This is a genomic window from Hassallia byssoidea VB512170, from assembly GCF_000817785.2.
GTDB classification, from domain to species: Bacteria; Cyanobacteriota; Cyanobacteriia; order Cyanobacteriales; family Nostocaceae; genus Hassallia; species Hassallia carrinoi.
On record NZ_JTCM02000034.1, the window covers coordinates 1 to 22,546 of the forward strand.

At 41.8% G+C, this 22,546-nt stretch carries 33 protein-coding genes; 24 read left to right on the forward strand and 9 right to left on the reverse strand.

Going from position 1 to position 22,546, the window contains the following annotated elements; all coding sequences use genetic code 11:
* The first annotated feature begins 34 nt into the window (after positions 1-34).
* The 4 genes from PI95_RS16225 to PI95_RS16235 all read left to right on the forward strand — a co-directional run bounded on the left by PI95_RS16225 (position 35) and on the right by PI95_RS16235 (position 1,919).
* A complete protein-coding gene (locus PI95_RS16225; RefSeq protein ID WP_336507235.1) occupies positions 35-421 on the forward strand; it encodes a transposase in 387 nt (128 codons plus the stop codon).
* 115 nt (positions 422-536) lie between these two features.
* The gene (gene petN, locus PI95_RS16230; RefSeq protein WP_012408302.1) at positions 537-626 is read left to right on the forward strand and encodes a cytochrome b6-f complex subunit PetN; all 90 of its coding nucleotides are present in this window, start codon (positions 537-539) and stop codon (positions 624-626) included.
* Positions 627-633: 7 nt separating this feature from the next.
* Positions 634-792, forward strand: a complete 159-nt coding sequence (locus PI95_RS35255) for a hypothetical protein (RefSeq protein ID WP_089125199.1) — start codon at positions 634-636, stop codon at positions 790-792.
* 185 nt (positions 793-977) lie between these two features.
* The gene (locus PI95_RS16235; RefSeq protein WP_039741371.1) at positions 978-1,919 is read left to right on the forward strand and encodes a hypothetical protein; all 942 of its coding nucleotides are present in this window, start codon (positions 978-980) and stop codon (positions 1,917-1,919) included.
* A gap of 91 nt (positions 1,920-2,010) precedes the next feature.
* On the opposite strand, the gene PI95_RS16240 is transcribed toward PI95_RS16235, so the two are convergent.
* Both PI95_RS16240 and PI95_RS16245 read right to left on the reverse strand, forming a co-directional pair.
* On the reverse strand, positions 2,011-2,229 hold the full coding sequence (locus PI95_RS16240; protein WP_039741369.1) for a type II toxin-antitoxin system HicB family antitoxin: 219 nt from the start codon (positions 2,227-2,229) through the stop codon (positions 2,011-2,013).
* Positions 2,216-2,434, reverse strand: a complete 219-nt coding sequence (locus PI95_RS16245; protein ID WP_336507236.1) for a type II toxin-antitoxin system HicA family toxin — start codon at positions 2,432-2,434, stop codon at positions 2,216-2,218. Before PI95_RS16245 ends, PI95_RS16240 begins: the two co-directional genes overlap by 14 nt.
* Before the next feature lie 79 nt (positions 2,435-2,513).
* Here PI95_RS16245 and PI95_RS16250 point away from each other — a divergent pair, with 79 nt between their 5' ends.
* From PI95_RS16250 to PI95_RS16270, 5 genes are all read left to right on the forward strand, one after another.
* A complete protein-coding gene (locus PI95_RS16250) occupies positions 2,514-2,672 on the forward strand; it encodes a hypothetical protein (RefSeq protein WP_163518942.1) in 159 nt (52 codons plus the stop codon).
* A gap of 102 nt (positions 2,673-2,774) precedes the next feature.
* A complete protein-coding gene (locus PI95_RS16255) occupies positions 2,775-3,098 on the forward strand; it encodes a hypothetical protein (RefSeq protein WP_039741365.1) in 324 nt (107 codons plus the stop codon).
* A gap of 168 nt (positions 3,099-3,266) precedes the next feature.
* On the forward strand, positions 3,267-3,554 hold the full coding sequence (locus PI95_RS37180) for a type II toxin-antitoxin system VapC family toxin (RefSeq protein WP_336507232.1): 288 nt from the start codon (positions 3,267-3,269) through the stop codon (positions 3,552-3,554).
* A gap of 203 nt (positions 3,555-3,757) precedes the next feature.
* On the forward strand, positions 3,758-5,047 hold the full coding sequence (gene tcmP / locus PI95_RS16265; protein WP_163518943.1) for a three-Cys-motif partner protein TcmP: 1,290 nt from the start codon (positions 3,758-3,760) through the stop codon (positions 5,045-5,047).
* An 85-nt stretch (positions 5,048-5,132) separates the two neighbouring features.
* Complete coding sequence (locus PI95_RS16270; RefSeq protein WP_039741359.1) at positions 5,133-6,098, forward strand: SPL family radical SAM protein; 966 nt, start codon at positions 5,133-5,135, stop codon at positions 6,096-6,098.
* Between the two features lie 55 nt (positions 6,099-6,153).
* On the opposite strand, the gene PI95_RS16275 is transcribed toward PI95_RS16270, so the two are convergent.
* The 3 genes from PI95_RS16275 to PI95_RS16285 all read right to left on the reverse strand — a co-directional run bounded on the left by PI95_RS16275 (position 6,154) and on the right by PI95_RS16285 (position 9,245).
* Positions 6,154-7,560 (reverse strand): NAD(P)(+) transhydrogenase (Re/Si-specific) subunit beta, encoded by a 1,407-nt coding sequence (locus tag PI95_RS16275; protein ID WP_039741357.1) that lies wholly within the window; start codon positions 7,558-7,560, stop codon positions 6,154-6,156.
* Positions 7,561-7,677: 117 nt separating this feature from the next.
* Complete coding sequence (locus PI95_RS16280; protein ID WP_039741666.1) at positions 7,678-7,968, reverse strand: NAD(P) transhydrogenase subunit alpha part 2; 291 nt, start codon at positions 7,966-7,968, stop codon at positions 7,678-7,680.
* A gap of 116 nt (positions 7,969-8,084) precedes the next feature.
* Complete coding sequence (locus PI95_RS16285) at positions 8,085-9,245, reverse strand: Re/Si-specific NAD(P)(+) transhydrogenase subunit alpha (RefSeq protein ID WP_039741663.1); 1,161 nt, start codon at positions 9,243-9,245, stop codon at positions 8,085-8,087.
* Between the two features lie 764 nt (positions 9,246-10,009).
* Here PI95_RS16285 and PI95_RS16290 point away from each other — a divergent pair.
* The 8 genes from PI95_RS16290 (at position 10,010) to PI95_RS16325 (ending at position 14,297) form a co-directional block, all read left to right on the forward strand.
* Entirely contained in the window at positions 10,010-10,522 is a 513-nt protein-coding gene (locus tag PI95_RS16290) for a DUF2808 domain-containing protein (protein WP_039741355.1), read from the forward strand.
* A 151-nt stretch (positions 10,523-10,673) separates the two neighbouring features.
* On the forward strand, positions 10,674-10,808 hold the full coding sequence (gene rpmH, locus PI95_RS16295; RefSeq protein WP_163518944.1) for a 50S ribosomal protein L34: 135 nt from the start codon (positions 10,674-10,676) through the stop codon (positions 10,806-10,808).
* 27 nt (positions 10,809-10,835) lie between these two features.
* Positions 10,836-11,252 (forward strand): ribonuclease P protein component, encoded by a 417-nt coding sequence (gene rnpA / locus PI95_RS16300; RefSeq protein WP_039741353.1) that lies wholly within the window; start codon positions 10,836-10,838, stop codon positions 11,250-11,252.
* Entirely contained in the window at positions 11,242-11,634 is a 393-nt protein-coding gene (locus PI95_RS16305; protein ID WP_039741350.1) for a PH domain-containing protein, read from the forward strand. Before rnpA ends, PI95_RS16305 begins: the two co-directional genes overlap by 11 nt.
* Complete coding sequence (locus PI95_RS16310) at positions 11,591-11,827, forward strand: hypothetical protein (RefSeq protein WP_163518945.1); 237 nt, start codon at positions 11,591-11,593, stop codon at positions 11,825-11,827. Before PI95_RS16305 ends, PI95_RS16310 begins: the two co-directional genes overlap by 44 nt.
* A gap of 91 nt (positions 11,828-11,918) precedes the next feature.
* Positions 11,919-13,064 carry a membrane protein insertase YidC gene (gene yidC / locus PI95_RS16315; RefSeq protein ID WP_039741348.1) on the forward strand — a complete coding sequence of 382 codons (1,146 nt, stop codon included), beginning with the start codon at positions 11,919-11,921 and terminating at the stop codon, positions 13,062-13,064.
* Entirely contained in the window at positions 13,064-13,582 is a 519-nt protein-coding gene (locus tag PI95_RS16320) for a Jag family protein (RefSeq protein ID WP_039741346.1), read from the forward strand. Before yidC ends, PI95_RS16320 begins: the two co-directional genes overlap by 1 nt.
* 208 nt (positions 13,583-13,790) lie before the next feature.
* Positions 13,791-14,297: a YceD family protein gene (locus PI95_RS16325; protein ID WP_039741660.1), complete on the forward strand. Its 507-nt coding sequence runs from the start codon at positions 13,791-13,793 to the stop codon at positions 14,295-14,297.
* Between the two features lie 378 nt (positions 14,298-14,675).
* Here PI95_RS16325 and PI95_RS16330 read toward each other — a convergent pair whose 3' ends face one another.
* The 3 genes from PI95_RS16330 to PI95_RS16340 all read right to left on the reverse strand — a co-directional run bounded on the left by PI95_RS16330 (position 14,676) and on the right by PI95_RS16340 (position 15,554).
* Positions 14,676-14,978 carry a hypothetical protein gene (locus tag PI95_RS16330; RefSeq protein WP_039741344.1) on the reverse strand — a complete coding sequence of 101 codons (303 nt, stop codon included), beginning with the start codon at positions 14,976-14,978 and terminating at the stop codon, positions 14,676-14,678.
* Between the two features lie 103 nt (positions 14,979-15,081).
* Positions 15,082-15,294 carry a hypothetical protein gene (locus PI95_RS16335; RefSeq protein WP_039741341.1) on the reverse strand — a complete coding sequence of 71 codons (213 nt, stop codon included), beginning with the start codon at positions 15,292-15,294 and terminating at the stop codon, positions 15,082-15,084.
* A gap of 50 nt (positions 15,295-15,344) precedes the next feature.
* Positions 15,345-15,554 (reverse strand): hypothetical protein, encoded by a 210-nt coding sequence (locus PI95_RS16340; protein WP_039741339.1) that lies wholly within the window; start codon positions 15,552-15,554, stop codon positions 15,345-15,347.
* Between the two features lie 117 nt (positions 15,555-15,671).
* Here PI95_RS16340 and PI95_RS16345 point away from each other — a divergent pair, with 117 nt between their 5' ends.
* The 5 genes from PI95_RS16345 (at position 15,672) to PI95_RS16365 (ending at position 19,608) form a co-directional block, all read left to right on the forward strand.
* Positions 15,672-16,049, forward strand: coding sequence for a hypothetical protein (locus tag PI95_RS16345; RefSeq protein ID WP_039741336.1), 378 nt, complete (start codon positions 15,672-15,674; stop codon positions 16,047-16,049).
* A 729-nt stretch (positions 16,050-16,778) separates the two neighbouring features.
* Positions 16,779-16,970 carry a hypothetical protein gene (locus PI95_RS16350; protein WP_039741335.1) on the forward strand — a complete coding sequence of 64 codons (192 nt, stop codon included), beginning with the start codon at positions 16,779-16,781 and terminating at the stop codon, positions 16,968-16,970.
* A gap of 100 nt (positions 16,971-17,070) precedes the next feature.
* The gene (locus PI95_RS16355; protein ID WP_039741333.1) at positions 17,071-18,588 is read left to right on the forward strand and encodes a Ycf46 family AAA ATPase; all 1,518 of its coding nucleotides are present in this window, start codon (positions 17,071-17,073) and stop codon (positions 18,586-18,588) included.
* Positions 18,589-18,681: 93 nt separating this feature from the next.
* Positions 18,682-19,206 (forward strand): SH3 domain-containing protein, encoded by a 525-nt coding sequence (locus tag PI95_RS16360; RefSeq protein WP_039741657.1) that lies wholly within the window; start codon positions 18,682-18,684, stop codon positions 19,204-19,206.
* Between the two features lie 171 nt (positions 19,207-19,377).
* Complete coding sequence (locus PI95_RS16365; RefSeq protein WP_163518946.1) at positions 19,378-19,608, forward strand: hypothetical protein; 231 nt, start codon at positions 19,378-19,380, stop codon at positions 19,606-19,608.
* 9 nt (positions 19,609-19,617) lie between these two features.
* Here the strand turns inward: PI95_RS16365 and PI95_RS16370 are convergent, their stop codons facing one another.
* Positions 19,618-19,875 carry a hypothetical protein gene (locus PI95_RS16370; protein WP_039741331.1) on the reverse strand — a complete coding sequence of 86 codons (258 nt, stop codon included), beginning with the start codon at positions 19,873-19,875 and terminating at the stop codon, positions 19,618-19,620.
* 98 nt (positions 19,876-19,973) lie between these two features.
* Between PI95_RS16370 and PI95_RS16375 the strand changes: the two genes are divergently transcribed.
* The gene (locus PI95_RS16375; RefSeq protein WP_039741329.1) at positions 19,974-21,515 is read left to right on the forward strand and encodes a peptidoglycan-binding domain-containing protein; all 1,542 of its coding nucleotides are present in this window, start codon (positions 19,974-19,976) and stop codon (positions 21,513-21,515) included.
* Between the two features lie 186 nt (positions 21,516-21,701).
* Positions 21,702-22,493 (forward strand): hypothetical protein, encoded by a 792-nt coding sequence (locus PI95_RS16380; RefSeq protein ID WP_039741328.1) that lies wholly within the window; start codon positions 21,702-21,704, stop codon positions 22,491-22,493.
* Positions 22,494-22,546 lie beyond the last annotated feature (53 nt).

Sequence of the window (22,546 nt, forward strand, 5' to 3'; positions counted from 1 at the left end):
GGACAAAAATGGACAGCCTTCATCCGAAAATGTCGTGGGGGATCGAGGATCTAGTAAACAAGGCTGTCCATTTTTGTCTATTGTTTGTGAAACCCTAGCTTGTATTGTCCATGCGATCGGCGGTATCGAAGATCATATTCATCTAATAGTTTCGATTCCTCCGAGTTTATCCCTAGCTGATTTTGTCAAAAATATTAAAGGTAGTAGCGCCCATCATGTGAATCATACTTTATCTACTTCTGCAAACAAATTTGCTTGTCTTGAGGGGTATGGTGTGTTTTCTCTCGGCGGTAAGCAACTCGACACAGCCGTAACTTATGTTCAAAATCAGAAAGCGCATCATTTGAATGGAAGTGCGATCGCGTCATTAGAGCAAGAAACTAATCTTGATAATGCGCCACAATTGTGGTATGCCAAATAAGCTAAACACGAGCCAGACAATAACCTTTGTGGGTGAGAGTTTTTCAAATCAACCATCACTTCCCAGTATCATAAATATTAGAGACGTTTTGTAAATTAGTTGAAGAATTAGGACTATGGAGATTTTGACATTAGGCTGGGTTTCACTGTTGGTTGTGTTCACTTGGTCAATTGCAATGGTAGTATGGGGTCGCAACGGACTGTAAGAAAATCGTGGAAAGTCCATTCTTGAGCATTTTGGCTTTATCTGGTTTGGTGCTATTGTTGGCACTAACTGGCGGTGTTGGTTATTTAACGGTTTCCGAATGGCGCGATCGCCGTTTGCGAGAACAAGAAAAACGCGAAACACGACGCACCCCCAAGCGACGCTAATTTATTAGCGTTAAATATATGTTTTGAGGGACACGATAATTTCGTGTCCCTTAGCTTTTGTAATGGTAGGCGTTCACGTTGGCGAAGCCGGATAGTAGAGAAGTGACTCCGCAGGAGTATCGCATCACACGCGAAATACCTTTAATACATCTGACATACGGGTAAATACGCATTTCAAAACGAGCATGAACGAGCCAAATGCTAACTATGATGAACCGTGGAAAGAAGCGATAAGCGATTATTTTCAGCCATTCTGTGGCTTCTTTTTCCCGCAAGTTCATGATTTAATAGACTGGAGCAAACCGCCACAGTCACTTGATAAAGAATTACAACAAATCACCGCATCATCTGATGTCGGTTCGCGCTATGCTGATAAGTTATTTCAGGTTTGGCTGCGCGATAATCAAGAAGTATGGGTGTTAATTCATACTGAAGTGCAAAGTCAAGAAGAATCTGACTTTAGCAAACGGATGTATATTTATAATTACCGGGCGTTTGACCTTTACCAACGACCCGTAATTAGTTTAGCCATTTTAGGCGATGAGCGTTTAAACTGGCGTCCCTCATCCTATGGTTATGCATTCGGTGGGTGTGAAGTTAATCTAAAATTTCCCATCATCAAATTATTAGATTACGAACCCGCATGGGAAAATTTAGAACAAAGCGATAATCCTTTTGCCATCATAGTAATGGCACATTTGAAAACTAAATCTACCACAGGTAAACCTCAGGAAAGAGAACGTTGGAAATGGAATATTGTTCGCGGATTGTATGAGAAAGGTTATGAACGCGGAGAGATTATCAAACTCTTTCAGGTAATTGACAGAATGATGACATTACCGCGAGAGTTAGCACAAAGCTTTGAGCAAAGATTAAATCGTTACGAAGAGGAAAGAACTATGCCATTACTGAGCAATATGGAATTAAGAGGAATGGAGAAGGGAACTAGACAAAATGCGCGGGAGTCGGTGATTATTGTTTTGCGATCGCGCTTCGGAGAAGTCCCTACAGAATTAACAGAATCGATAAATAATATTGAGGATTTATCGTTATTAAAACAGCTTTTAGAAAGAGCCGTTACTGTTAGTTCGCTGGGAGAATTTCAGCAATTTATAACGGTTGAGTAAAGTATGTTTGGTGTTAGGCGATCGCAAAGTGACTCCTACGGAGTATCGCCTTTTTGAAATAAATTGGTAAGGCGATCGCACACGATAAACTTTAAGCCACCATTAAAACGGTCGGTTTTGGAAGTGCTTCACCGGTGGCTTCATAAGCCATTATCAGTGACTCCAATGCTTCAGCACCATTTGCAACAGCTGACTCATAGGTATCACCATGCGTCCGAAAAGGCTGTCCGGGGAAATCGGGAAATCCGACTAAGAAACAGTTGTCTTCATCAGACCATTGAATCAGCATTTGATATTTAAATTTGCTCATCTTCCTGATTCCCCTGCTGTTTTTCTTCTACTTCTTGAATTGCTTGTTGAACGTCTTTCTCTTGATAGCGTTTAGCGTCTGAACTGTCTTTACCAGAAACCGTGAGTTTTCCCACATATAAAGGATGTATCCAGTTTGTATGACTTCCTTTACCTGGGATTTGTGTAAAATTCGCTTGCCGTAACATTTGTTTGAGTTCCCTGATTTTATAAAGGCATTGTCAGGTGTAGACGCTTGGTAATCCCAGAATATCGTACTTAAGCAGCAAATCGGGGCGATGCTTTATGGGGAGTGTAACAAAAGGCTCGATACAAAACAAGCGAGTCACTTGGCGATCGCTTAATAGAGATTTTTTAGGCGATCGCTTAATTGATAATATTTACCTCGATCGGGAACCAATTCTTGATCTATTCGATACCATGCAAGCGTCGGGACTTTATTAGGAAACTAAAATAGCCATTCAAGCTAAAATATAATATAACTACCAATCCTAAAACCAATTAATATCTACTCGTGTTATTAAACTATGTACTTGGAAGGTACTTATGAACAATAATCAACCTATCACAGCACAATCATCAACTACACCCCGCGCTGATTTATTATTAGAGATTGAGCAAACTCCAGAAGAATATTTACCAGAATTACTGCAATTTGTACGTTTATTTCGTCAAAGTGTGACGATGAAGACATCATTAAATCACTGGCAAAATGCTATCAATGAAATTAATCATAGCGATCCCGTTAAACAACAAAAAAGGAAAAAAAACATGAAAAAATTATTCGATTCATGGAATGAGTTAGATGAACAACAAGAACAACAAACAACTTTAGAAATTATTGAATCTATGAAAGGCATTTCTATTTAAAATCGGATGAGTAAGGTTATTATCTTAGATTCTGCACCTGTGGGATTAATTACTAATCCAAAAGCAACGCCTCTAGCTGTGCAATGTCAAGAATGGTTTTATATGCTCTTTGAGAGAGGATATTAAGTAATTTTTCCAGAAATTATAGATTATGAAATTAGACGGGAATTGTTAAGGGCAAATAAATTATCAGGAATTAGAAAACTTAATCAACTCAAGTCAGAAATTATCTATCTTCCTATTACAACAGAGGTGATGTTGAAAGCAGCAGAGTTATGGGCTGAAGTCAGAAATCAAGGTAAATCTACAGCAGATAATAAAGCTTTAGATGGTGATGTAATTTTGGCATCTCAATCTATTTTAGTCCCTAATTATGGGCATGAGGTTATTATTGCCACAAGCAATAAAAAACATCTATCTATTTTTATTGATGCTAGAGAATGGCAAGAAATTTAGAAAATTAACCTAGTAATGCCTGGGTTGGGCTTTGCCTACGCTTTTTTGTCTCACGCAAAGGCGCAAAGACGCAAAGGAGGAAGAGGGCGATCGCTTAGAGATTTTTTAGGCGGTCACCTTTTTGAGAGAACTTGGCGCGTGCGATCGCTTTTCAATCTACTTATTTTATATTAGTATTGAATATTACTCTGGAGACAATCAACGTGAGCAAATCACAAGCAAATTGGAGTGCTGATGGAAGCCATATTCCTGATATAAATCCTCATACCAAGGCCAAACATCAAATTCTCGAAACTTATCTTGAAAATCTTATTTACACACTTTATAGCAAAGGTAGACGTGGAGAAACAACGTTTACTTTTGTTGATGGATTTTGTGGAGGTGGTATGTATTGTGATCGGGATAATAAAAGTGAGTGGAAAGGCTCACCTCTTAGAATTATAGAAGCTATTCGCGCAGGCTATAAAAAATCAAAACGCGAATATGATTTAAATGTTAAATTTATTTTTATAGATAATAAGCGAGACCATTTAGCTTGCCTTAAAAATTATTCCATGCCAAAGGCTGGTTTTGGCGAGTTAGTTAATGGGCAACCACATAAATTTAAAGGTGAAGTTGGAAATTTAGTAGAAGAATGTGAATTTATCTGTGGCGAATTTGAGAACCTTGTAAATGAAGTTATATTCAAAATCGATCTTCGTAAAGGACACTCATTCTTTTTTTTAGACCCCTTTGGATGGACTGACGTTTCAATGCAAAGTATTAGAAAAATTAATGATTTAAAACGAACCGAAATACTATATACATATATGATTGATTATATTAAAAGATTTGTTTGCGATCGGGATGGAAAAGATAAGGATACATTTAACAGAATTCTAGATGCAGAAGAATACTATCAATTTGACAACTTTAATACTTTTGATAGAATTGGAGGTCAATGTTATCTCAGAAATGAATCTATGAGATTATTTAGAGATAAAGGTAAAGCTAAATATGTATTTACTTTTTCAATGATTCCTAGAGGGGATGTTAGCGTTTTATATTATTTAATGCATCTTTCTCAAAAGCTTACGGCTTTAGAAGTAATAAAAGAAAGTTTTTGGCAAGAAAATAACTTAGATTATCAATATTATTTTGAATTGTATGGGCATGGGTTCAGAACAGCAGATTTTTATGAAGACAACCAACTGGAATTAAAATTTGATGTTACCCAAAATAGCGAATATTTCTGTTTGGAAAAATTAGATATACATTTAGGCAGAATTATACGTAACAATCAAGACGGAATTATTTTCCGTGAGCTTTGTCATCAAACTATGGAACGTAATCCAGCGAGTAAAGAACATTATACAAATTATATAAATCTCCTTAGAAATGAAAAAGAAATAGAGATTTGGAGAAAAGGTGAAATTGTAAAAGGGCGTAAAGTTGATTTACGAAAAAGTGATATAATCAAATTAACTAAATATAAACAGCTTTCACTTTTTTAATTTTTATTATCATATCTTAATAACTAAACTAAGGATGTGAGGATTGTAATACTAATAATAAACTATATAAATAAAAGTGTGTGCTATGTCTATTGTTAAAGGCGTTGAAAAAATTGTTAATCCTCTGCAACAGAGCGCTCTTAACAAAAAAGGGCTATGTGACTATGTGGTTAATGTAGCGTCAGGGTGTTTGCATGGATGTACATTCTGTTATGTACCCTCAACGCCTGCAATTAGGACAAAGCAAGCACAATTGCATTCAAAAGGAGTAAGCGATCCTCAAATGGATTGGGGACAGTATTTATTTGTTAGAGAAGAGATACCTGAGCAACTAGAAAAAATCCTTAGTCGTAAAAGGACTTGGCGTGAAACACCACCAGGAAAAGGTGTAGTATTAGTCTGTTCTGGCACTGACCCGTATCAAACTAAACAGACTGCAAATGTTACGCGGGGTGTTGTTGAAGCTTTATCGAGATATAACAAAAAAGTCCGGATTCTTACTCGTGGTCTGTTATGGGTAAATGATATTGATATTCTTAATCGTACCAACGTGATCGTTGGCATGAGTTTACCATACCTAAATGATGAACTCAGTCGCCAGATTGAACCTCAAGCTCCTCCTCCTTCACAACGTTATAAAGCAATGCTGACAGGTCATAAAGCTGGGTGTAGGATGTATGTTGCAGTTGCTCCTACTCCTCCGAATATGACTTTAGATGATTTCAAAAGACATTTAGAAAAAATAATGTGTATCAATCCAGAAGTTATATTTTGGGAGCCTATTAATGCTCGCGGAAGTAATGGAAAACGTATGATAGCGGCAGGTTTGGATTTTACAGATTCTATAAGGCATAAAAAGTCATGGGCAGAATGCTTTAAAAGGCAATGGAATGACATTGAAACAGCCGCAAGAGAGGTTGGATGTGAGGATCGGCTTCACATTTGGCCCGATCCTGAACTTAGAGGGTTTGTTGATGATGTCAAGCTAGATTATTGGTTGTACAAGCCAACAGTAGAAAAGTGGGATAGCTTAACACCCTCAAAAAAGTAGAGACGCGACCGGTCGCGTCTCTACACTCTGCGCTCTCTGCGCCTCTGCGGTTCGTTTACAGTTGCTTCACCTCAGAAACCAACTTCGCCACCATATCCTTAGCGCTACCAAACAGCATCGTAGTCTTATCCTTGTAGAACAACTCATTATCTACACCGGCAAAACCCGTACTCATACCGCGCTTAATCACAATCGTCTGCTTTGCCCGATCCACTTCTAAAATCGGCATACCATAAATCGGGCTATTTGCATCACTCCGCGCTGCCGGATTTACTACATCATTTGCCCCAATTACTAAAGCCACATCCGCTTGCTCAAACTGAGGATTAATATCCTCCATGTCGTGAAGCTGAGTATAAGGCACATTCGCCTCAGCTAACAACACATTCATATGTCCCGGCATTCTCCCAGCAACCGGGTGAATCGCATACTTAACATCAACACCCATGCGCTCAAGTTGATCTGCCAATTCGCGCACGCTATGCTGTGCTTGAGCAACCGCCATCCCATATCCAGGTACAATTACCACAGAACGAGCATAACCCAACATCATCGCGCCTTCTTCCGGATCGATGCTGCGGACAGTTTGGTCGATCGCACTACCACCACCAGCACCACCACCAGACGCAGACGCTGAACCAAAAGCACTGAAAAGCACACTAAATAAAGAGCGGTTCATTGCCTTACACATAATCTCAGTAAGGATTAAACCAGATGCTCCCACCAAAGCACCAGCGATGATTAACATATTGTTCATCACCACGAAACCCGCAGCAGCCGCAGCGATCCCCGATAACGAGTTTAACAGGGAAATTACCACAGGCATATCACCGCCACCAATGGGGATGACAAACATCACACCCAGCACCAGAGAAACGGCAACTACTGCCAAGAATACAGGTAGGTTGTAGGGTGAGACAATTAAATAAGCACTGCCTGCTATATAAGCACCCAGAAGCAAAAGGTTAAACGGTTGCTGCAACGGAAACGTAATTGGAGAACCGCTAATTAAACCTTGCAATTTGGCAAATGCGAGAAAACTACCGGTGAAAGTCACACCACCAATCAACACATCTGCCAGCATCGAGATGTTGACATCTAGGGGTATTGCTTCACCGTGTTGCAACAACCGCCAAAATTCCGCAACAGCAACCAGGGCAGAAGCCGCACCACCCAAACCGTTGAGTAAACCCACCATTTGGGGCATTTCCGTCATTTGGACTTTGTAAGCAACGATCGCCCCAATTACCGAGCCGATCGCCAAACCTAACAAAATCATCTCATAGTTCAACACATGCCGATCCAGCAGCGTTGCCACAATCGCCAGCAACATACCCACCGCTGCAATCACATTACCATTCCGCGCTGTCGCAGGTGAACCCAGCTTTTTCAAACCGAGAATAAATAAGGATGCAGCAACCAAGTACACAAGCTGAATCCCAGTTGGAAGAAAATCGCTCATAATCAGTGGTAGTTCGTTGTTGGTTGATAGTTGATAGTTGTTGGTTGATAGTTGATAGTTGTTGGTTGATAGTTGATAGTTGTTGGTTGCTAACCACTATCTACTAACCACTAACCACTAACCATTTGCCTTTTTCTTGAACATTTGCAACATGCGATCGGTGACGAGGAAACCACCCACCACGTTAACCATTGCCAATACCACAGCAATCAAACCGAGAATTACCGAAAGATTCGTCTCTCTCGCACCACTAGCCACAATTGCCCCAAGTACCGCAATTCCCGAAATAGCATTTGAGCCTGACATTAAGGGTGTGTGTAGCGTTGGCGGTATTTTGTTGATGATTTCAAAGCCGGTAAATGATGCGAGAACGAATACAAATAAAGCTGCAATTAATGCTTCTGTCATCAATGAAAAACTCCGTTTGCGAATTGCGAATTGCGAATTGCGAATTGAGAATTGGTAATGGGTAATTGGTAATTGGTAATTGTTCTTTCTCCCCATTACCTATTACCCATTACCTATTACCGAACACTGCTAAAAGCTTGTAGCGCATCTTGCACCCGTGAGTTACGAATTTCGCCTGCGTGGGTAATACAAGCTGCATCAACGATGTCGTCAGCAAAGTTCACCTGTAATGCTTTGTCTTTAATCAGCAATTGCATCAAAGATGTAACATTTTTCGCGTACAATTGGCTGGCGTGGACTGGCATTGATGATGGTAGATTAATCGGACCGATGATAGTAACGCCATTCCAGACAATATCTTTGCCGGGATCGGTGCAAGCACAATTACCACCTTGTTCGGCAGCGATATCGACAATTACTGAACCTGGTTTCATTTGCGCTACCATTTCTTCAGTTACCAGTAGCGGTGCTTTTTTCCCTGGAACTTGAGCGGTAGTAATGACGATATCCGCGTTTTTGACGTGTTCGGTGACAACTTCTTGGGTGCGCTGTTTGCTAGCTTCGGAAATTTCTTTAGCGTAACCACCAGCGGCAACGGTTTCTTCTTCGAGTTTGACTTCGACGAATTTCGCGCCTAAGCTTTGCACTTCTTCTTTCACCGCAGGACGAATATCAAAAGCTTCGACAACCGATCCCAAACGTCTAGCGGTGGCGATCGCTTGCAATCCTGCTACACCTGCCCCCATAATAAATACTTTCGCCGGTGCGATCGTACCTGCTGCTGTCGTCAGCATTGGGAAGTATTTTGGTAACGCCGCTGCACCAATTAATACCGCTTTATATCCCGCGATTGACGCTTGCGAAGATAAAGCATCCATGCTTTGTGCCCTGGTAGTACGGGGGATCATCTCCATACTCAAAGCTGTGACTTTGCGATTTGCTAGTTGCTGCGCTACTACCGGGTTTCCTAAAGGATTGAGAAAGCTAATTAATACAGCTCCCTCATGAAGTAAATCAACTTCTGAACGTCCATCTTCTCGCTCTTGCGGTGGACTTACCTTAAGCAAAATATCTGCTTCACCCCATAAAGTCGCACTATCCGCGATAATTTTCGCTCCTGCTGCTTCATAAGCGCTATCAGCGAAAAATGCTCGCTCACCCGCACCCGCTTCTACCCATATTTCCAAGCCTTGTTTTACCAATCGGGCTACGGTATCGGGAATTAATGCTACACGACGTTCACAAACTTCTATTTCTTTAGCAACCGCTATTTTCATGAAATCTCCTTGAAAGAAATACCTATTGTCTGCAAGATGTGCAAAGTTTTGCCAATTTCCGGATTTAGCGCAGGAGATAGCAAGTGTGTTCAGGCTATCAGCTATTGTCAAGCATAGGAAGGAGCCTTTGCACTTGGGGAATCGCAGATGTCATCATTTCAGGCAATTGCATTCATAGCTACATACTGCACATCCTATGTTGAACCCTTAATTTTGCATCTTTGTCTTCAACTTCTTTTAGGCATTGAAAAATTTTTGTATTTTTTCTTTACATTGTGGAAGATTCATTATATTCTCTTAACTTGCTTATTCTCCTGAAAAATCTGAATCCTTCCAGCTTGCAGTAAAGTTTATCAACCATGAATTTAGCGCAAATCAACAGGCGATCGCTCTCTTAGTCAATCAACTTTTATCACAAACTTCTTTATTTTAGACACACTTCTACATATTTAGAAACACAATCAACTTAAGAGAGCGTGTTTTCCATAGAATTCAAACTCAACTCGTAATGACTCGCTTTGAGCAACCAAGCATAAGCGAAATCAAACATGACAATCTCCGAAATAACCCGGAAAAGTCTTTATATATCAAGTGAAGCAGCTTACTGTGATATTTTGATTTTCCGGCAGTTGACGTTTCTTGTTCCGGCACTTTTGGTTGCCAATTAACGTCCATTGTCATCAAGTCAGTAGTAAAGTTTAGTTAAGAACAATAACGCCCAGTTATTTAGATAAAAGACTTATATCTGTCAGAGGAGCCTAACAATGCGACGTTTACTTTCGGCTTTAGCCGTGACTGGCTGTTTGGTGACTGGGCTGCCAGCCGTCACCTTGGCACAGAGCTTACCTGGATTTACACTCTTTAGCGGGATTGAAGGCAAAAACCAGCTGCCTTTCCGGTTAGATTTTGGCGGTCAAACAAATGGATGGGATCGCTATAATCTGAGAATTCCCGCCAAAAAGATGAAATTGGCAGTGGCTCAATTCGTCGTTAACTATCCAAATTATTACAAAGGGACTTTTGACCCCAAAAAAATTAACGTACTCGTCAATAACAAAAAAGTTGCCGTATCTGAGGTGAAGTGGGATAAAGAAGGACGGGTAATTGAAATCTTCCCAGAAGAGCCAGTTCCCGCAGGTACTAACGTTGTCTTGGAATTGTCTAACGTCCAAAACCCAGCCTTCGGTGGCACATTTTACTTTAATTGTCAAGTACTCTCCCCAGGCGATGTACCACTACTGCGTTACGTAGGAACCTGGATTATCAACGTTAGTTAGGGGACTGGATAGTGGTTAGTGGATAGTGGATAGTGGTTAGTGGATAACTCTTAACCGTCAACCAACAACCAACAACTAACCACTAACAATCCCCATTATGTGGTAAAATACCAGATTGTGACTTTTGATAGAAGCCTAAGAGGAGAACAGTATGCAGAGAACTTTGGGTGGCACTAGCCGTAAGAGAAAAAGAACTTCTGGATTTCGTGCCAGGATGCGGACACCGGATGGAAGAAACGTGATCCGGGCTAGGAGACAAAAGGGGCGTCATCGTTTGAGCGTTTAGGGTATTTGAAGGCGATCGCATTTATCTGTGGCTTTACCTAAAGCAAATCGGCTAAAATCACGCAAAGATTTCCAGGCAGTCTTCCGAGAAGGAACTCGTCGTCATGGTTCTTATTTAACATTGAGAGCCTTACGACCGTCATCTTCAAGAGTGCCTTATGAGGATGTTGCCGCGACAACTACACAACCGACTGATTCGGCAAATCCTGTCAGCACCCGCATTGGCATTTCGATTAGCACCAAAGTCAGCAAACGGGCAGTAGTTCGCAATCGGCTCAAAAGGCAGATTGCAGCGGCTTTGCATAAATTATTGCCCAAATTATTACCGGGATGGCGACTAGTAGTAATTGTCAAACCAACAGCCGCACAAGAGTGCGTAAGAGAACAATTTCTGCAAGAATTAGAGCAGTTGTTGGCACAAGCTGAGGTATTAAATGGGTATTAAAGAAGATGTTTATTATGAAGGTGGTCCCCATATCGGGGATTTAATTATAAACGTGCTGATTGGGCTAACAGTTGTGGGTTTACCATTGACAGTCGGGGCAATTGTCCGAGCATTGTGGCTGCGCTACCGCATCACCGATCGCCGAGTGACACTAACAGGAGGTTGGAGAGGACGCGATCGCACCGACGTAATATACTCAGAAATTGTCAAAGTAGTCAAGGTTCCCCGTGGCATTGGCATGTGGGGAGATATGGTGCTAACTCTTAGAAACGGTAGTCGCTTGGAAATGCGAGCAGTTCCCAAATTTCGGGAAACCTACGACTACATTTTAGAAAGAATTGCCGCCAAAAATCCTAACTTTACTGGCACTGTTAACAATTAACGGGGAGAGGGGGAGACAAGGAGACAAGGAGGACAAGGGGGACAAGGGGGACAAGGGGGACAAGGGGGACAAGGGGGACAAGGAGGACAAGGAGGACAAGGAAAAATTTCTCCCTTGTCCCCCCCTCCCCCCATCCCCCCCTCTCCCTTGTCCCCCCATCTCCCCATCTCCCCCCTTGTGCGGCTATCCGTAGTGGAATATCGCCGCACGTCTATGATGATGAGCGATAAAAGCGATAAATTAGATTCAGTCAATTTACAGTAACTCAGGTTGAATTCACAATAATGGATTTTGGTATCGGCTTTCTCTCGAACAACGTGATGCTGCCAATCATAGACTTGTTCTATGGAATTGTGCCTAGTTATGGATTGGCGATCGTTGCTTTGACATTGATAGTCCGCTTTGCGCTCTATCCCCTGAGTGCTGGTTCAATTCGCAACATGCGGAAAATGCGGATTGTACAACCTCTGATGCAAAAGCGAATGGCGGAAATCAAAGAGCGTTTTAAGGACGATCCGCAAAAGCAGCAAGAAGAAATGGTGAACGTCCAAAAAGAATTTGGCAACCCACTAGCAGGATGTTTTCCATTGCTAGTGCAAATGCCAGTTTTATTGGCGTTGTTTGCTACTTTGAGGGGTTCACCTTTTGCAGGTGCGAACTATAACGTTAACTTGCAAATCCTTCCTGCCGATCAAGTAGAAAGAATTCAACCTCAAGCCTTTGCCACTCCTCCCCAAAACATTTACGTAGCCGATGGCGAACACGTCAAAGTAACTGCCATACTGCCGGCTGGTAACAAATTATCGGTGGGAGAACACACCAAGATACAATATCAAACTCTTGAGGGCAAGCCATTTGAGGCAGTTACAGCAGAACACCCGCAAACTAAGTTAGTTCCGGAATGGAAAATAACTAAAGGTGAAGATAGGATAAAAATTGATGCTGAAGGCAACGTAGAAGCCTTACAGCCGGGAGATGTCACCATTCAAGGAACGATTCCCGGACTAGCGGCAAATAAAGGATTTCTATTCATTGATGCCTTAGGCAGAGTAGGCGCAACCGATCCAGATGGCACAGTCCACTGGGATATCGTCGCTATGATCGTATTCTTTGGAATCAGCCTTTATGTTAGCCAAATGCTTTCTGGGCAAAATTCCAGTGGTGGCAACCCGCAGCAAGACACGGTAAATAAAATCACTCCAGTTATCTTTTCTGGGATGTTTTTATTCTTTCCTCTGCCTGCCGGGGTGCTGATGTATATGGTGATTGGTAATATTTTCCAGACATTGCAAACCTATATACTTTCCCGCGAACCGCTACCAGAGGAACTACAAAAAATCGTAGAATCTGAGAAAAAACAGGAAGAAAGCGCCGGACAAAAAGCGCTGCCCTTTGAGCCAAAAAGTTCTAAGAAAAAGGCTACAGGTTGATGAAAGCAGCAGAACCAATGCAACGCGGTCAGCAGTGGTTAAAAACACTGCTGCACATAACTGGTGTAAATGCTGAGATTCAGGGTGGAATAGAAACCACTCAAGGTCAGGATGGGGAGTTTCAAGAACTTGATAACTACTGGTTGACAATTGATGAAAGCAATTTAACACCAGAACAAATTCGGATCTTAATTGGCACTGATGGCTCAGTACTAGACGCGATTCAGTATTTAGCTAACTCCGTCCTCAACTTGAACCAATCAGAGGATCGGCAAGCCTCGTACACAATCGAGTTGAACGGCTACCGCGTCAAAAGACAAGCGGAAATTCGTCATTTGGCTTTATCTGCGGCTGAAGAAGCGCGTGCTACTGGTAGAGAAGTGGAAATTAAATCTTTAAGTTCCGCCGAACGTCGTCAAATCCACACTTTTTTTCAGGATTTTAGTGATTTGGAAACCTACAGCCGAGGCAAAGAACCGCATCGTTTGCTTGTGGTGCGTCCAGCTCGTTTGGAATAATTTTATTTCCAAATCTTGGCTGTGGTTTATTAAACTCATGATTGATTTTTGATTGGACGCGAAAAACATCGCGTCTTTAATAATAAATTTCGGAAAACCGTAAATAGTTGCGATCGCACGCGCATATAGTAAAAGCTAAACTAAATAATGTAAAATCAGCACAAATGCTGATAATGATAACTTTTCGTTCTTGATGTCTCACAATCCTATGGACGCGATTTACATTCCGCAGCTAACTAAAGCCCCGGAGCGGACAGAGGAGATTCAGGTTAAAGAATTTCTGCCCGGTTTAGAAACGTTGACACCAGTTCGCGGTAACATCCGCGTCCAGCATCTAGGAAATTACCTGCAAGTGTCCGGTCAAGCAGAAGCAATTATTACCTGTACCTGTAACCGCTGCTTGCAAAACTACAATCATCGAGTGCTGCTTGATACAAAAGAAATTATTTGGTTAGATGAATCCGCTAATGAAACAGAAGACTTGCCTTTAGAGCGAGAAGTACCTATGGAGGATTTGCTAGAAACTTTATCGCCAGAGGGATATTTTTATCCTAGTGAATGGCTGTACGAGCAAATGTGTTTAGCAATACCTCAGCGTCAGTTGTGCGATAAGAACTGTCCGGGTATTATTCCAAGTACTGCTAGTAGCTCGGAAAAACCAGTAGATCGGCGCTGGGCTGGGTTAGAGGCTTTGAAGAAAGAGCTTCCGGGATAGGTTCGCACATTCCCACGCCCGCAGCCACCGAAGCCTGGACACCAGGTGCTTCAAGTCGGCAAAGCCGGACGCCAGATGCCTCAAGTCGGGAAACCCGCCCACGGCACTGGCGCAGCAACGCACTGGCTCGGCTAAACGAACGAAGCCCGCCTAGCCTTCGGCTTCTGCGAAGCAGTACGCGGGCTAGTTATTCTCGTTCCCAGCTTGTAGGGTGCGTTACTGCGTTAACGCACCATATTCTCGTTTATCGTTTTAGTCTCTGGCTGGGAACGCCTTGCTGGAGGGCTGCTGCCTCCACAGATTCTATGATATGTCAGACAGCAACCCTCACTTATAGCATTTCCAGTCTGAGACTGGGAACGAGAAGTTGGGTGGGGTTCAAGATTCACCTTCAGTGTTGCGATTTTGCAATATATCGAGAATGCGGCTATTTTCAGTTTGTAAACCTCTAATTTCTGATTGCATTTGCAGCATATCTGTTCGCATATCTTGCATTTCTATGCGAATGTCTCTAATTTCCGCCACAACAGTATCAAAATTGCCCTGCATAGTCTGAAAATTGCGCTGAATCGTTTCAAAATTGCGTTGATGCTGGGTAACTGTTTCCAGAAGAGCGCTAACTGCTAAACGCATGTCAATTAGCTGATCTTCCATTCGGTTGATGCGATCGCCTTCTGTCATAAGTTGATTTGTTAAGCTGGCATGGGGATACTTTAATTTTAATTTTGGTAGCCTTTGTACGCACAACGCCGCACCGTTCAGGATGTCGGTTATTTAACAGCCGCTATTTTTCAATCGAGTCTTCAGATTGCTCTAACGTGTTTAACGCATCTTGGATGACTTGACGACAAAATTCTGGGTAATCATCTAGCTGTTTTAACTTCTCCAGCATTTCTTCGGTGATTCTCAGAGTAATCTGTGTTTTTAAAGGTTTATCTGTTTTAGTGGTTAATTTATATTTTTTTAAACTTTCAGGGTTGCCTCTAGGGTTAGGCATGAGGTTTAGAAATGTAAAGAATACTTGAAACATATGAATGCAAACAACCGCTATTTTTCAATAGAATCTTCAGATTGCTCTAATTTGTCTAAGGCATCTTGGATAGCTTGACGCATAAATCCTGAGGGATCGGATAAGCTTTTTACTCGTTGATATATTGAGTTTGTAACCTTAACTGCAAGCATTTTATTTAAAGGTTCATCTCCTGAGGGAGAAAAGCCATAATTTTTTAAATCTGGATTTCCGCCTTTTCGAGCCATTAAGAAACTATACGAATATTGACTTATTAGCAGGTTAACCAATATATAAATAATTAGTGGCTATCAACTTTCCACGGCGGATAGCCACCAAATCCACTTTGAGAAGCAGACAATATTATGTTTACACGATCGCAACTCGAAATTAAAACTCTCAACGAATTAGGCGATTTATGCCGCAAGTACGGCATTAAACCAACAGGCAACCCAGGTTATAAAATCAGCTACATCACCTCCCTCATGACATTTCCTGAGTTAGCTATCAAGCAAATCACAGAGGCTAGGGGATTAAAAAGACCTAGCTGGAACAAATTTGAAGCTATCGGGGAATGCTTGGATGAGATGGGTACACCCACTGATGAACAGTCAGCACTGATTAAAATGACGATGGAGGGCAGAAGGATGGCTTATCCTAGCGGTTTTGACCAGGAGATGCTGCTTTCTATCTATAAGGCGAAGTTGCACTTGGAACAAGCGATCGATATGTTAAACTTGTAAACTTTAATTCGCACCCTCCTTACGGGGAGGGTTTTTTGTGTTGGGAGTTGGACTTAGGCAAGAGGTGGAAAAACGAACCGCAAAGACACGAAGAACACGTTCGCCCTTGGCGTCTTTGAAGGAGAAGGAAAGAGGTTAAGAAGAGTTTTTGTGTAAGTGTTTAAAGTTAAAGAAGTTTTTTAAGTTTCAAATTGGTTTGGTACGCGATTTAGTAGGAATGGTGACAATTTGACACTCTCCTTCGCTACGCCACGGAGATTCTTGGTTCATCCAGCAAGCCGTAAACCTTCATATCCCTATTCCCAATCGCCGATTGGTACACGGGTAATACCTAACTAAACATCCGCTACTACTGTACAAAATGTCTAGCCAGTTTATGAAAGACCTAGAGGGCATCTGTCCACGCCACATGCTTCAAGTCGGGAAACCCGCCCAACGCAGTGGCTCCCAAGCTTTCAGGTACTTTGTTGAGAGTGCCTTAAAAAACGTGTTCCTCTCTTTTCCCTACATTCCGGCGGGGCACGCCGTATGTTGTTAATTAAATTTCGTCTTTTCTAGGTTCACGCGCAATCGGTTAGATAGCGACTAGGTTTTTAAAGAGGACTTTCCCTACCTCTTAGCATTTTTGTTTTCTAGCCAGTCATGTGGAGACACTCCAGATTTGTATAGTCATGTGCTAGCGGATATTCTACCTGTGCTAAAGTGTTAGTATAGCAGTTGATTCTATATATGGCAACAGGAAAAGGAAAAAAAAGGGTTAGAAATATTCCGGTTTTGTATGACCAACCAAAAAGAAAACATACGATTTGGTTAACAGACGATGCATGGTACTCGGTGCAAGAATTAGCTGTAAAACAAAAAGTTAGCGCTAGCGAGTATTTAGAAGAGTTAATTAGAGGGCATTGCATCACAAAGGCGTAACTTTCATCCCTTGCCTAAAGTACAGATGTGGCACTATGACGTGCCACATCTTCAAGGGTTTTCAACGAGTATTCTTATAAGGATTGATAGGAGTAAGTTCATGACCTTCCGTGAAGAGTTTAAACTGCTGCTACGCGCTCGTTATCCTTTAATCTACATTCCTACTTATGAGGAGGAACGGGTAGAAGCAGCGATTCGGGAAGAAGCGGCAAATCAGGGCAATCGTCCGGTGTATACTTGGGATTTTGTGGATGGCTACCAAGGCAATCCGAATGATGCGGGGTTTGGTCGTCGCAACCCGCTGCAAGCTTTGGAGTTTATCGAGAAGTTATCGGCTTCTGCGCCGGCGGTGTTGATTTTAAGAGATTATCATCGCTTTTTAGAAGATGTGGCGATCGCTCGCAAACTCCGCAATCTTGCCCGTCTTCTCAAGTCTCAACCGAAAAATATCGTCTTATTGTCGCCGAAAATCGCCATCCCGGACGATTTAACTGAAGTTTTGACGGTTTTGGAGTTTCCTTTGCCGGCGGCTCCAGAAATCAAAGGAGAGATAGAACGTTTGTTGATGGCGACTGGTGGTAATTCACTTTCTGGTAAAGTTTTAGATGACTTGGTGCGCTCTTGTCAAGGGCTTTCGATGGAAAGAATTCGCCGGGTTTTGGCTAGAGCGATCGCTACTCATGGCGAGTTGCAACCAGAAGATGTAGATTTGGTTTTGGAGGAGAAGCGGCAAACTATTCGCCAAACGCAAATTTTGGACTTTTACCCCGCTACTGAGCAAATATCTGATATTGGCGGATTGGATAACCTGAAAGATTGGCTGCTGCGTCGGGGTGGTTCTTTTACTGATAGAGCGCGTCAGTACGGATTACCGCACCCGCGTGGTTTAATGTTGGTGGGGATTCAAGGAACTGGTAAATCATTAACGGCAAAAGCGATCGCACATCACTGGCATTTACCTTTATTACGTTTGGATGTCGGACGGTTATTTGGTGGTTTGGTGGGTGAATCTGAATCTCGCACGCGCCAAATGATACAAGTTGCTGAAGCTCTCGCGCCATGCATTTTGTGGATAGATGAAATAGACAAAGCGTTTTCCGGGCTTGGTAGCAAAGGTGATGCGGGAACCACTAGCCGCGTCTTTGGCACATTTATTACCTGGTTAGCCGAGAAAACCTCACCTGTGTTTGTTGTTTCTACCGCGAACGACATTCAAGCGCTACCACCGGAAATGCTGCGGAAAGGGCGATTTGATGAGATTTTCTTTGTTGGTTTACCCAGCCAAGAAGAAAGAAAAGCAATTTTTAACGTTCATTTATCCCGACTGCGCCCGCATAACTTGAAAAGTTATGACATAGACAGGCTAGCTTACGAAACGCCGGATTTTTCTGGTGCGGAGATTGAGCAAACTTTAGTGGAAGCGATGCATATCGGCTTTAGCCAAAATCGGGACTTTACTACCGACGATATTCTTGAAGCAGCCAGTCAGATTATACCCTTAGCGCGAACCGCTGTGGAGCAAATTCAAAAACTGCAAGAATGGGCAGCATCGGGGAGAGCGCGTTTGGCATCGAAACACAATCCCTTGAGCGATCGCATTCAACGACAACTGCAATAATAAGTCAGGAGTGATGAGTTAAGAGTTATGAGTTATAATTTTTCACTTTAACCCTTAACTCTTAACTTCTATGGTGCAAAGGTTCTAAATATGATAATTTCTAACGTACTAAAGTATATACTTGGGATTTTCTTGGCGATCGTTGTTTTAATTGGTGGTGGCGTTGCAATTGCGCTGTATTTTATGAATCGAACTGCCATAGCTCCTGCTAAACCGATTTTTGCTAATGATTCACCGGAGATAAAAGCACAAGCTCCCAAAACTCCAGGAGCATCACCCGCACTCACCCCTACCCCTGTTGAAGCCCAAACTCCCAAGCCAAATTCCACTCCCACTTTATCACCCGATACTACTGAATCAAAAAAGCCATTGCCACCAGGAGCTTACCCTGCTATTGTTAGTTGGTCTCAAGGCTTGATTTTGCGAGCAGAAGCAAAACAGGATGCTGAACGTGTTGGTGGAGTTGGTTTTAATCAAAAAATTGTCGTTTTGGAAGAAAGCGCAGATAAAGTCTGGCAAAAAATTCGTCTTGAAGGTAGTGATAAAGAAGGTTGGGTAAAAGCAGGTAATACTCAAAAAGTTGACGCTCAAGATAATTCCCAACCAACGCAACAATGAAGGGAGTGGAAAGTGGGGAGTAGAAAGTAGGAAAGAGGAGGTTTCACGCTTTTTTGTGAACCTCGTTCATGAATAAAAGTTAGGACTTACGGAAAAACTGCACGCAACCCTTTTTTCTCTGTGAACTCTGCGTCGCGCCAGTCGCTACAACGGGGGGAACCCCAACGCCAGATGCGTGACTGTCGGCAGAGCCGACGGCAGGTGCTTCAAGCCGGGAAACCCTTGCGGCAGTCGCTCATGGGGGTAACGAACATGACCGCGCTGCCTTACCAACGCACTGCCTCCCCAACGCACTGGCTCCGCAACGCGCTGGCTTCTCTGCGGTTCGTTATCCAATCTTGTCTAACAAACAAGCGATCGCACCAAGCAAAAAACGAACCAGAATCCCGGTTTCATCAATAAACCGGGATTCTAAATCAGAGCATTTAATTCTATCATAAAATAAGTATCTTGATTCAAAAAGGCAATTTTAATTAACCAACTAAAATCTGCCAGAAATAACTTTTTAACCAAGGTGCAATTAAGTGGTTTTAAAGTTTTTGTTATACATGGTATTCTAATAGCAAAAAAAATTGCAACCTTACCGGAAAGCAACTCTATCGGTGTGTTGTTAATCACTACAAAACCATTTGTAGATGATTGACTGTTGTAGCCAACAGTCGCCAGCATACAGACATAAACTTGTCAACTGACATCAACAACGTAGGTTAGCGTGCAAGGTAAATACTGTAACAAAAATTTTTATAACCCGAAAACTTGGAAAAATTATGGAAACCATTGGTAATTTTGGTGTAGTCTCAACCCACGAGGCATCTAAAAGCATCGAGGTTGTTCCTCTGGGCGTGAATTTTAAATTTTTTAATAATTGGAGAAACTTCAAGAGCGTTGCCGCGATGCGTTTTTTGTCTGTAGCGCTAACTATGGGTATTTTAAGTATAGCTGGACAAGCTATGGCACTTCAGAAGTTAGGAAGTAGCGGTAGTGATGTCAGAAATACCCAAAGTTGTTTGAAAAAGTTAGGCTACTTTAAGGGTCCTGTGACGGGTAAGTTTGCTTCCTTGACTCAGAAGGCTGTAATCGGGTTTCAGCGAGCGAATAGACTACCTGCTGATGGAATTGTGGGTATCAGCACTGAGCGATCGCTGCAACAAGCATGTCAAGCGAGAAACCCTGGAGGTACAGTCACCGGCGACTTGCGGCAAGGTAGTCGCGGTGCTAGCGTCTCCAGACTGCAACAAAATTTACGCCAACTAGGTTACTTTTACGGTCCAGTTAGTGGTTACTTTGGTTTAGATACTCAGCAAGCAGTGATTAGATTCCAACAAGCTTCTGGATTGCGTGGTGATGGTGTTGTCGGTTCTAGAACCAAACAAGCAATAGAAGCAATACTCATCAGTCGTGGTGAAGGTGAAAATGATGAATATCCTGTTCTCTCTGAAAATAGCAGTGGTCCAGCCGTAACCAGACTACAACAGTTATTGCAACAGGCGGGTTATTTTAATACTAATCCCACCGGTCGCTTTGGATCGATTACCAGAAATGCTCTAATTGCATTTCAACGCAATGCCGGTTTACCTGCTAATGGTGTGGCAAATCGCCAAACTTGGGACGCATTACTGAGAACTTCTCAAGAACCGACTCCACCAGGAGTCAGTATCTCTACTGAGCAAATCAGAGAACTGCAACAGCGTTTGCGCGATCTCGGTTATTTTAACACCAATCCAACTGGTAATGTAGGTCCTGTTACCATAGATGCTTTGCGTCGATTCCAACAAGATTATAGGCTTTATGCTGATGGAATTGCCGACATTCAAATACTCGAAGCTGTACGTAGAGCCTGGGAAGATAGATATGCTAATCAAAATCAACCCAACAAAAATTATATCTCTGTAGGTGACAGGGGAGATAATGTTAGAGCGCTCCAAGAGCGTTTAGCGCAGTTAGGTTACTTTAATGGCTATCCTGACGGTTATTTCAGCGAATACACCAGATCGTCTGTAATTGCATTCCAGCAATATTATCGACTCAATCCGACTGGGGTTGTCGATTCGCAAACTTGGCAAGTATTAGGGTTGAATGGTTCGCCGGTAGCGAATCGTCCTAACAGTAATCGCTATGTGGTAGTGGTGCCAATTTCCAATAACAATACCCTCAACATAGTGCGTCAATATGTACCTAACGCTTTCCCTGCTGAATCGAGATTGGGTAATTATGTGAATGCGGGAGCATTTAGCGATCGCACCCAAGCAGAACAGCTTTCTAGAGATTTGCGATCGCGCGGTTTAGATGCACGGGTAGATTACTTTTAATGAGTAAAAGGTCAATAGTCCAAAGTTAGAAGTATAGAGTCTAAATATATTACCTTGACTAATGACTATTGACTGTTTTACTGTAATTTTAATAGCAAACTTAGCTAAGTGTCCGGATTTGTTAATCACATTTTACTGTTTTGATAGCATTGCTACTAATTAGATATCAGCGTCAAGAAATATTTTATGTTTAGATGGTTATTCGATGTATGTATTCCTGGGTATAACAATGACCTATATTCCCTATTAAGTAATCTCAATGGAGATGAAATAATTATTCTTAAAAATCAGCAACATCATCCATCGGAAAAATATTATTTTTCTTCCAAACACTTAAATGATTTGGAGAAGTCTAATGAAGTATCAAATCGAGGGGAAAAATTACTTTTACTTTTGAATGGAGCTTGCTATTTTAGTAAGATGACGAGACATCCGCTTCAAATACGTGATTTATATGAACGTACAATCACGGGAGACTTTAATAAATTAAAGTCTTATAACTCAACAATTGATATTCCAACCTTTTCTAATAACATGTTACAAACAAGTCTCAAAAAAAATGTAACAAATTCAAATGTAGACGACATTAATAAATGTATCCTAATAGCACAAGACAATAAATACTTTTATCAAATATTATTTTTAATGGGAAAGGGATCTCCACTTCAAGATTGGGTTAATTTGTATCGAATATACGAAATAATTGAAACAGGTTTAGAGTTTAATTTCAAACAAATTGCATCTAAAAATAAATTGCAATTATTTAAACATACAGCAAATCATCCTCAAGTTTCAGGAGATGCTGCACGGCACGGAATACTACCAAATAATCAACCACCTACAAATCCAATGAATATTGAAGAGGCAGAAAATCTGATGAGACTTGCAATTCAGAAGTGGATACTGCTAACTTACAACATTGATATTAACATTAGTAGTAATTATGAAAATTTTTATTCAAGCTTCAATCAAATTTAAAAAATTATTTTTAATTAGTTAGATATTGTTGTTTAAGACACTACAAGGTACAG

Coding starts and splice junctions, on each gene's coding strand:
- PI95_RS16340 (WP_039741339.1), bottom strand. CDS start 15,554: ATGGCTCGAAAAGGCGGAAATCCAGATTTAAAAAATTATGGCTTTTCT.
- PI95_RS16235 (WP_039741371.1), top strand. CDS start 978: ATGAACGAGCCAAATGCTAACTATGATGAACCGTGGAAAGAAGCGATA.
- PI95_RS16370 (WP_039741331.1), bottom strand. CDS start 19,875: ATGCTGGCGACTGTTGGCTACAACAGTCAATCATCTACAAATGGTTTT.
- PI95_RS16350 (WP_039741335.1), top strand. CDS start 16,779: ATGGCAACAGGAAAAGGAAAAAAAAGGGTTAGAAATATTCCGGTTTTG.
- PI95_RS16375 (WP_039741329.1), top strand. CDS start 19,974: ATGGAAACCATTGGTAATTTTGGTGTAGTCTCAACCCACGAGGCATCT.
- PI95_RS16330 (WP_039741344.1), bottom strand. CDS start 14,978: ATGACAGAAGGCGATCGCATCAACCGAATGGAAGATCAGCTAATTGAC.
- PI95_RS16255 (WP_039741365.1), top strand. CDS start 2,775: ATGAACAATAATCAACCTATCACAGCACAATCATCAACTACACCCCGC.
- PI95_RS16380 (WP_039741328.1), top strand. CDS start 21,702: ATGTTTAGATGGTTATTCGATGTATGTATTCCTGGGTATAACAATGAC.
- PI95_RS16240 (WP_039741369.1), bottom strand. CDS start 2,229: ATGAGCAAATTTAAATATCAAATGCTGATTCAATGGTCTGATGAAGAC.
- PI95_RS16355 (WP_039741333.1), top strand. CDS start 17,071: ATGACCTTCCGTGAAGAGTTTAAACTGCTGCTACGCGCTCGTTATCCT.
- PI95_RS16345 (WP_039741336.1), top strand. CDS start 15,672: ATGTTTACACGATCGCAACTCGAAATTAAAACTCTCAACGAATTAGGC.
- PI95_RS16325 (WP_039741660.1), top strand. CDS start 13,791: ATGGACGCGATTTACATTCCGCAGCTAACTAAAGCCCCGGAGCGGACA.
- PI95_RS16285 (WP_039741663.1), bottom strand. CDS start 9,245: ATGAAAATAGCGGTTGCTAAAGAAATAGAAGTTTGTGAACGTCGTGTA.
- PI95_RS16335 (WP_039741341.1), bottom strand. CDS start 15,294: ATGCCTAACCCTAGAGGCAACCCTGAAAGTTTAAAAAAATATAAATTA.
- PI95_RS16275 (WP_039741357.1), bottom strand. CDS start 7,560: ATGAGCGATTTTCTTCCAACTGGGATTCAGCTTGTGTACTTGGTTGCT.
- PI95_RS16365 (WP_163518946.1), top strand. CDS start 19,378: ATGCGTGACTGTCGGCAGAGCCGACGGCAGGTGCTTCAAGCCGGGAAA.
- PI95_RS16250 (WP_163518942.1), top strand. CDS start 2,514: ATGGGGAGTGTAACAAAAGGCTCGATACAAAACAAGCGAGTCACTTGG.
- PI95_RS16290 (WP_039741355.1), top strand. CDS start 10,010: ATGCGACGTTTACTTTCGGCTTTAGCCGTGACTGGCTGTTTGGTGACT.
- PI95_RS16320 (WP_039741346.1), top strand. CDS start 13,064: ATGAAAGCAGCAGAACCAATGCAACGCGGTCAGCAGTGGTTAAAAACA.
- yidC (WP_039741348.1), top strand. CDS start 11,919: ATGGATTTTGGTATCGGCTTTCTCTCGAACAACGTGATGCTGCCAATC.
- PI95_RS16270 (WP_039741359.1), top strand. CDS start 5,133: ATGTCTATTGTTAAAGGCGTTGAAAAAATTGTTAATCCTCTGCAACAG.
- PI95_RS16305 (WP_039741350.1), top strand. CDS start 11,242: ATGGGTATTAAAGAAGATGTTTATTATGAAGGTGGTCCCCATATCGGG.
- PI95_RS16280 (WP_039741666.1), bottom strand. CDS start 7,968: ATGACAGAAGCATTAATTGCAGCTTTATTTGTATTCGTTCTCGCATCA.
- rpmH (WP_163518944.1), top strand. CDS start 10,674: ATGCAGAGAACTTTGGGTGGCACTAGCCGTAAGAGAAAAAGAACTTCT.
- petN (WP_012408302.1), top strand. CDS start 537: ATGGAGATTTTGACATTAGGCTGGGTTTCACTGTTGGTTGTGTTCACT.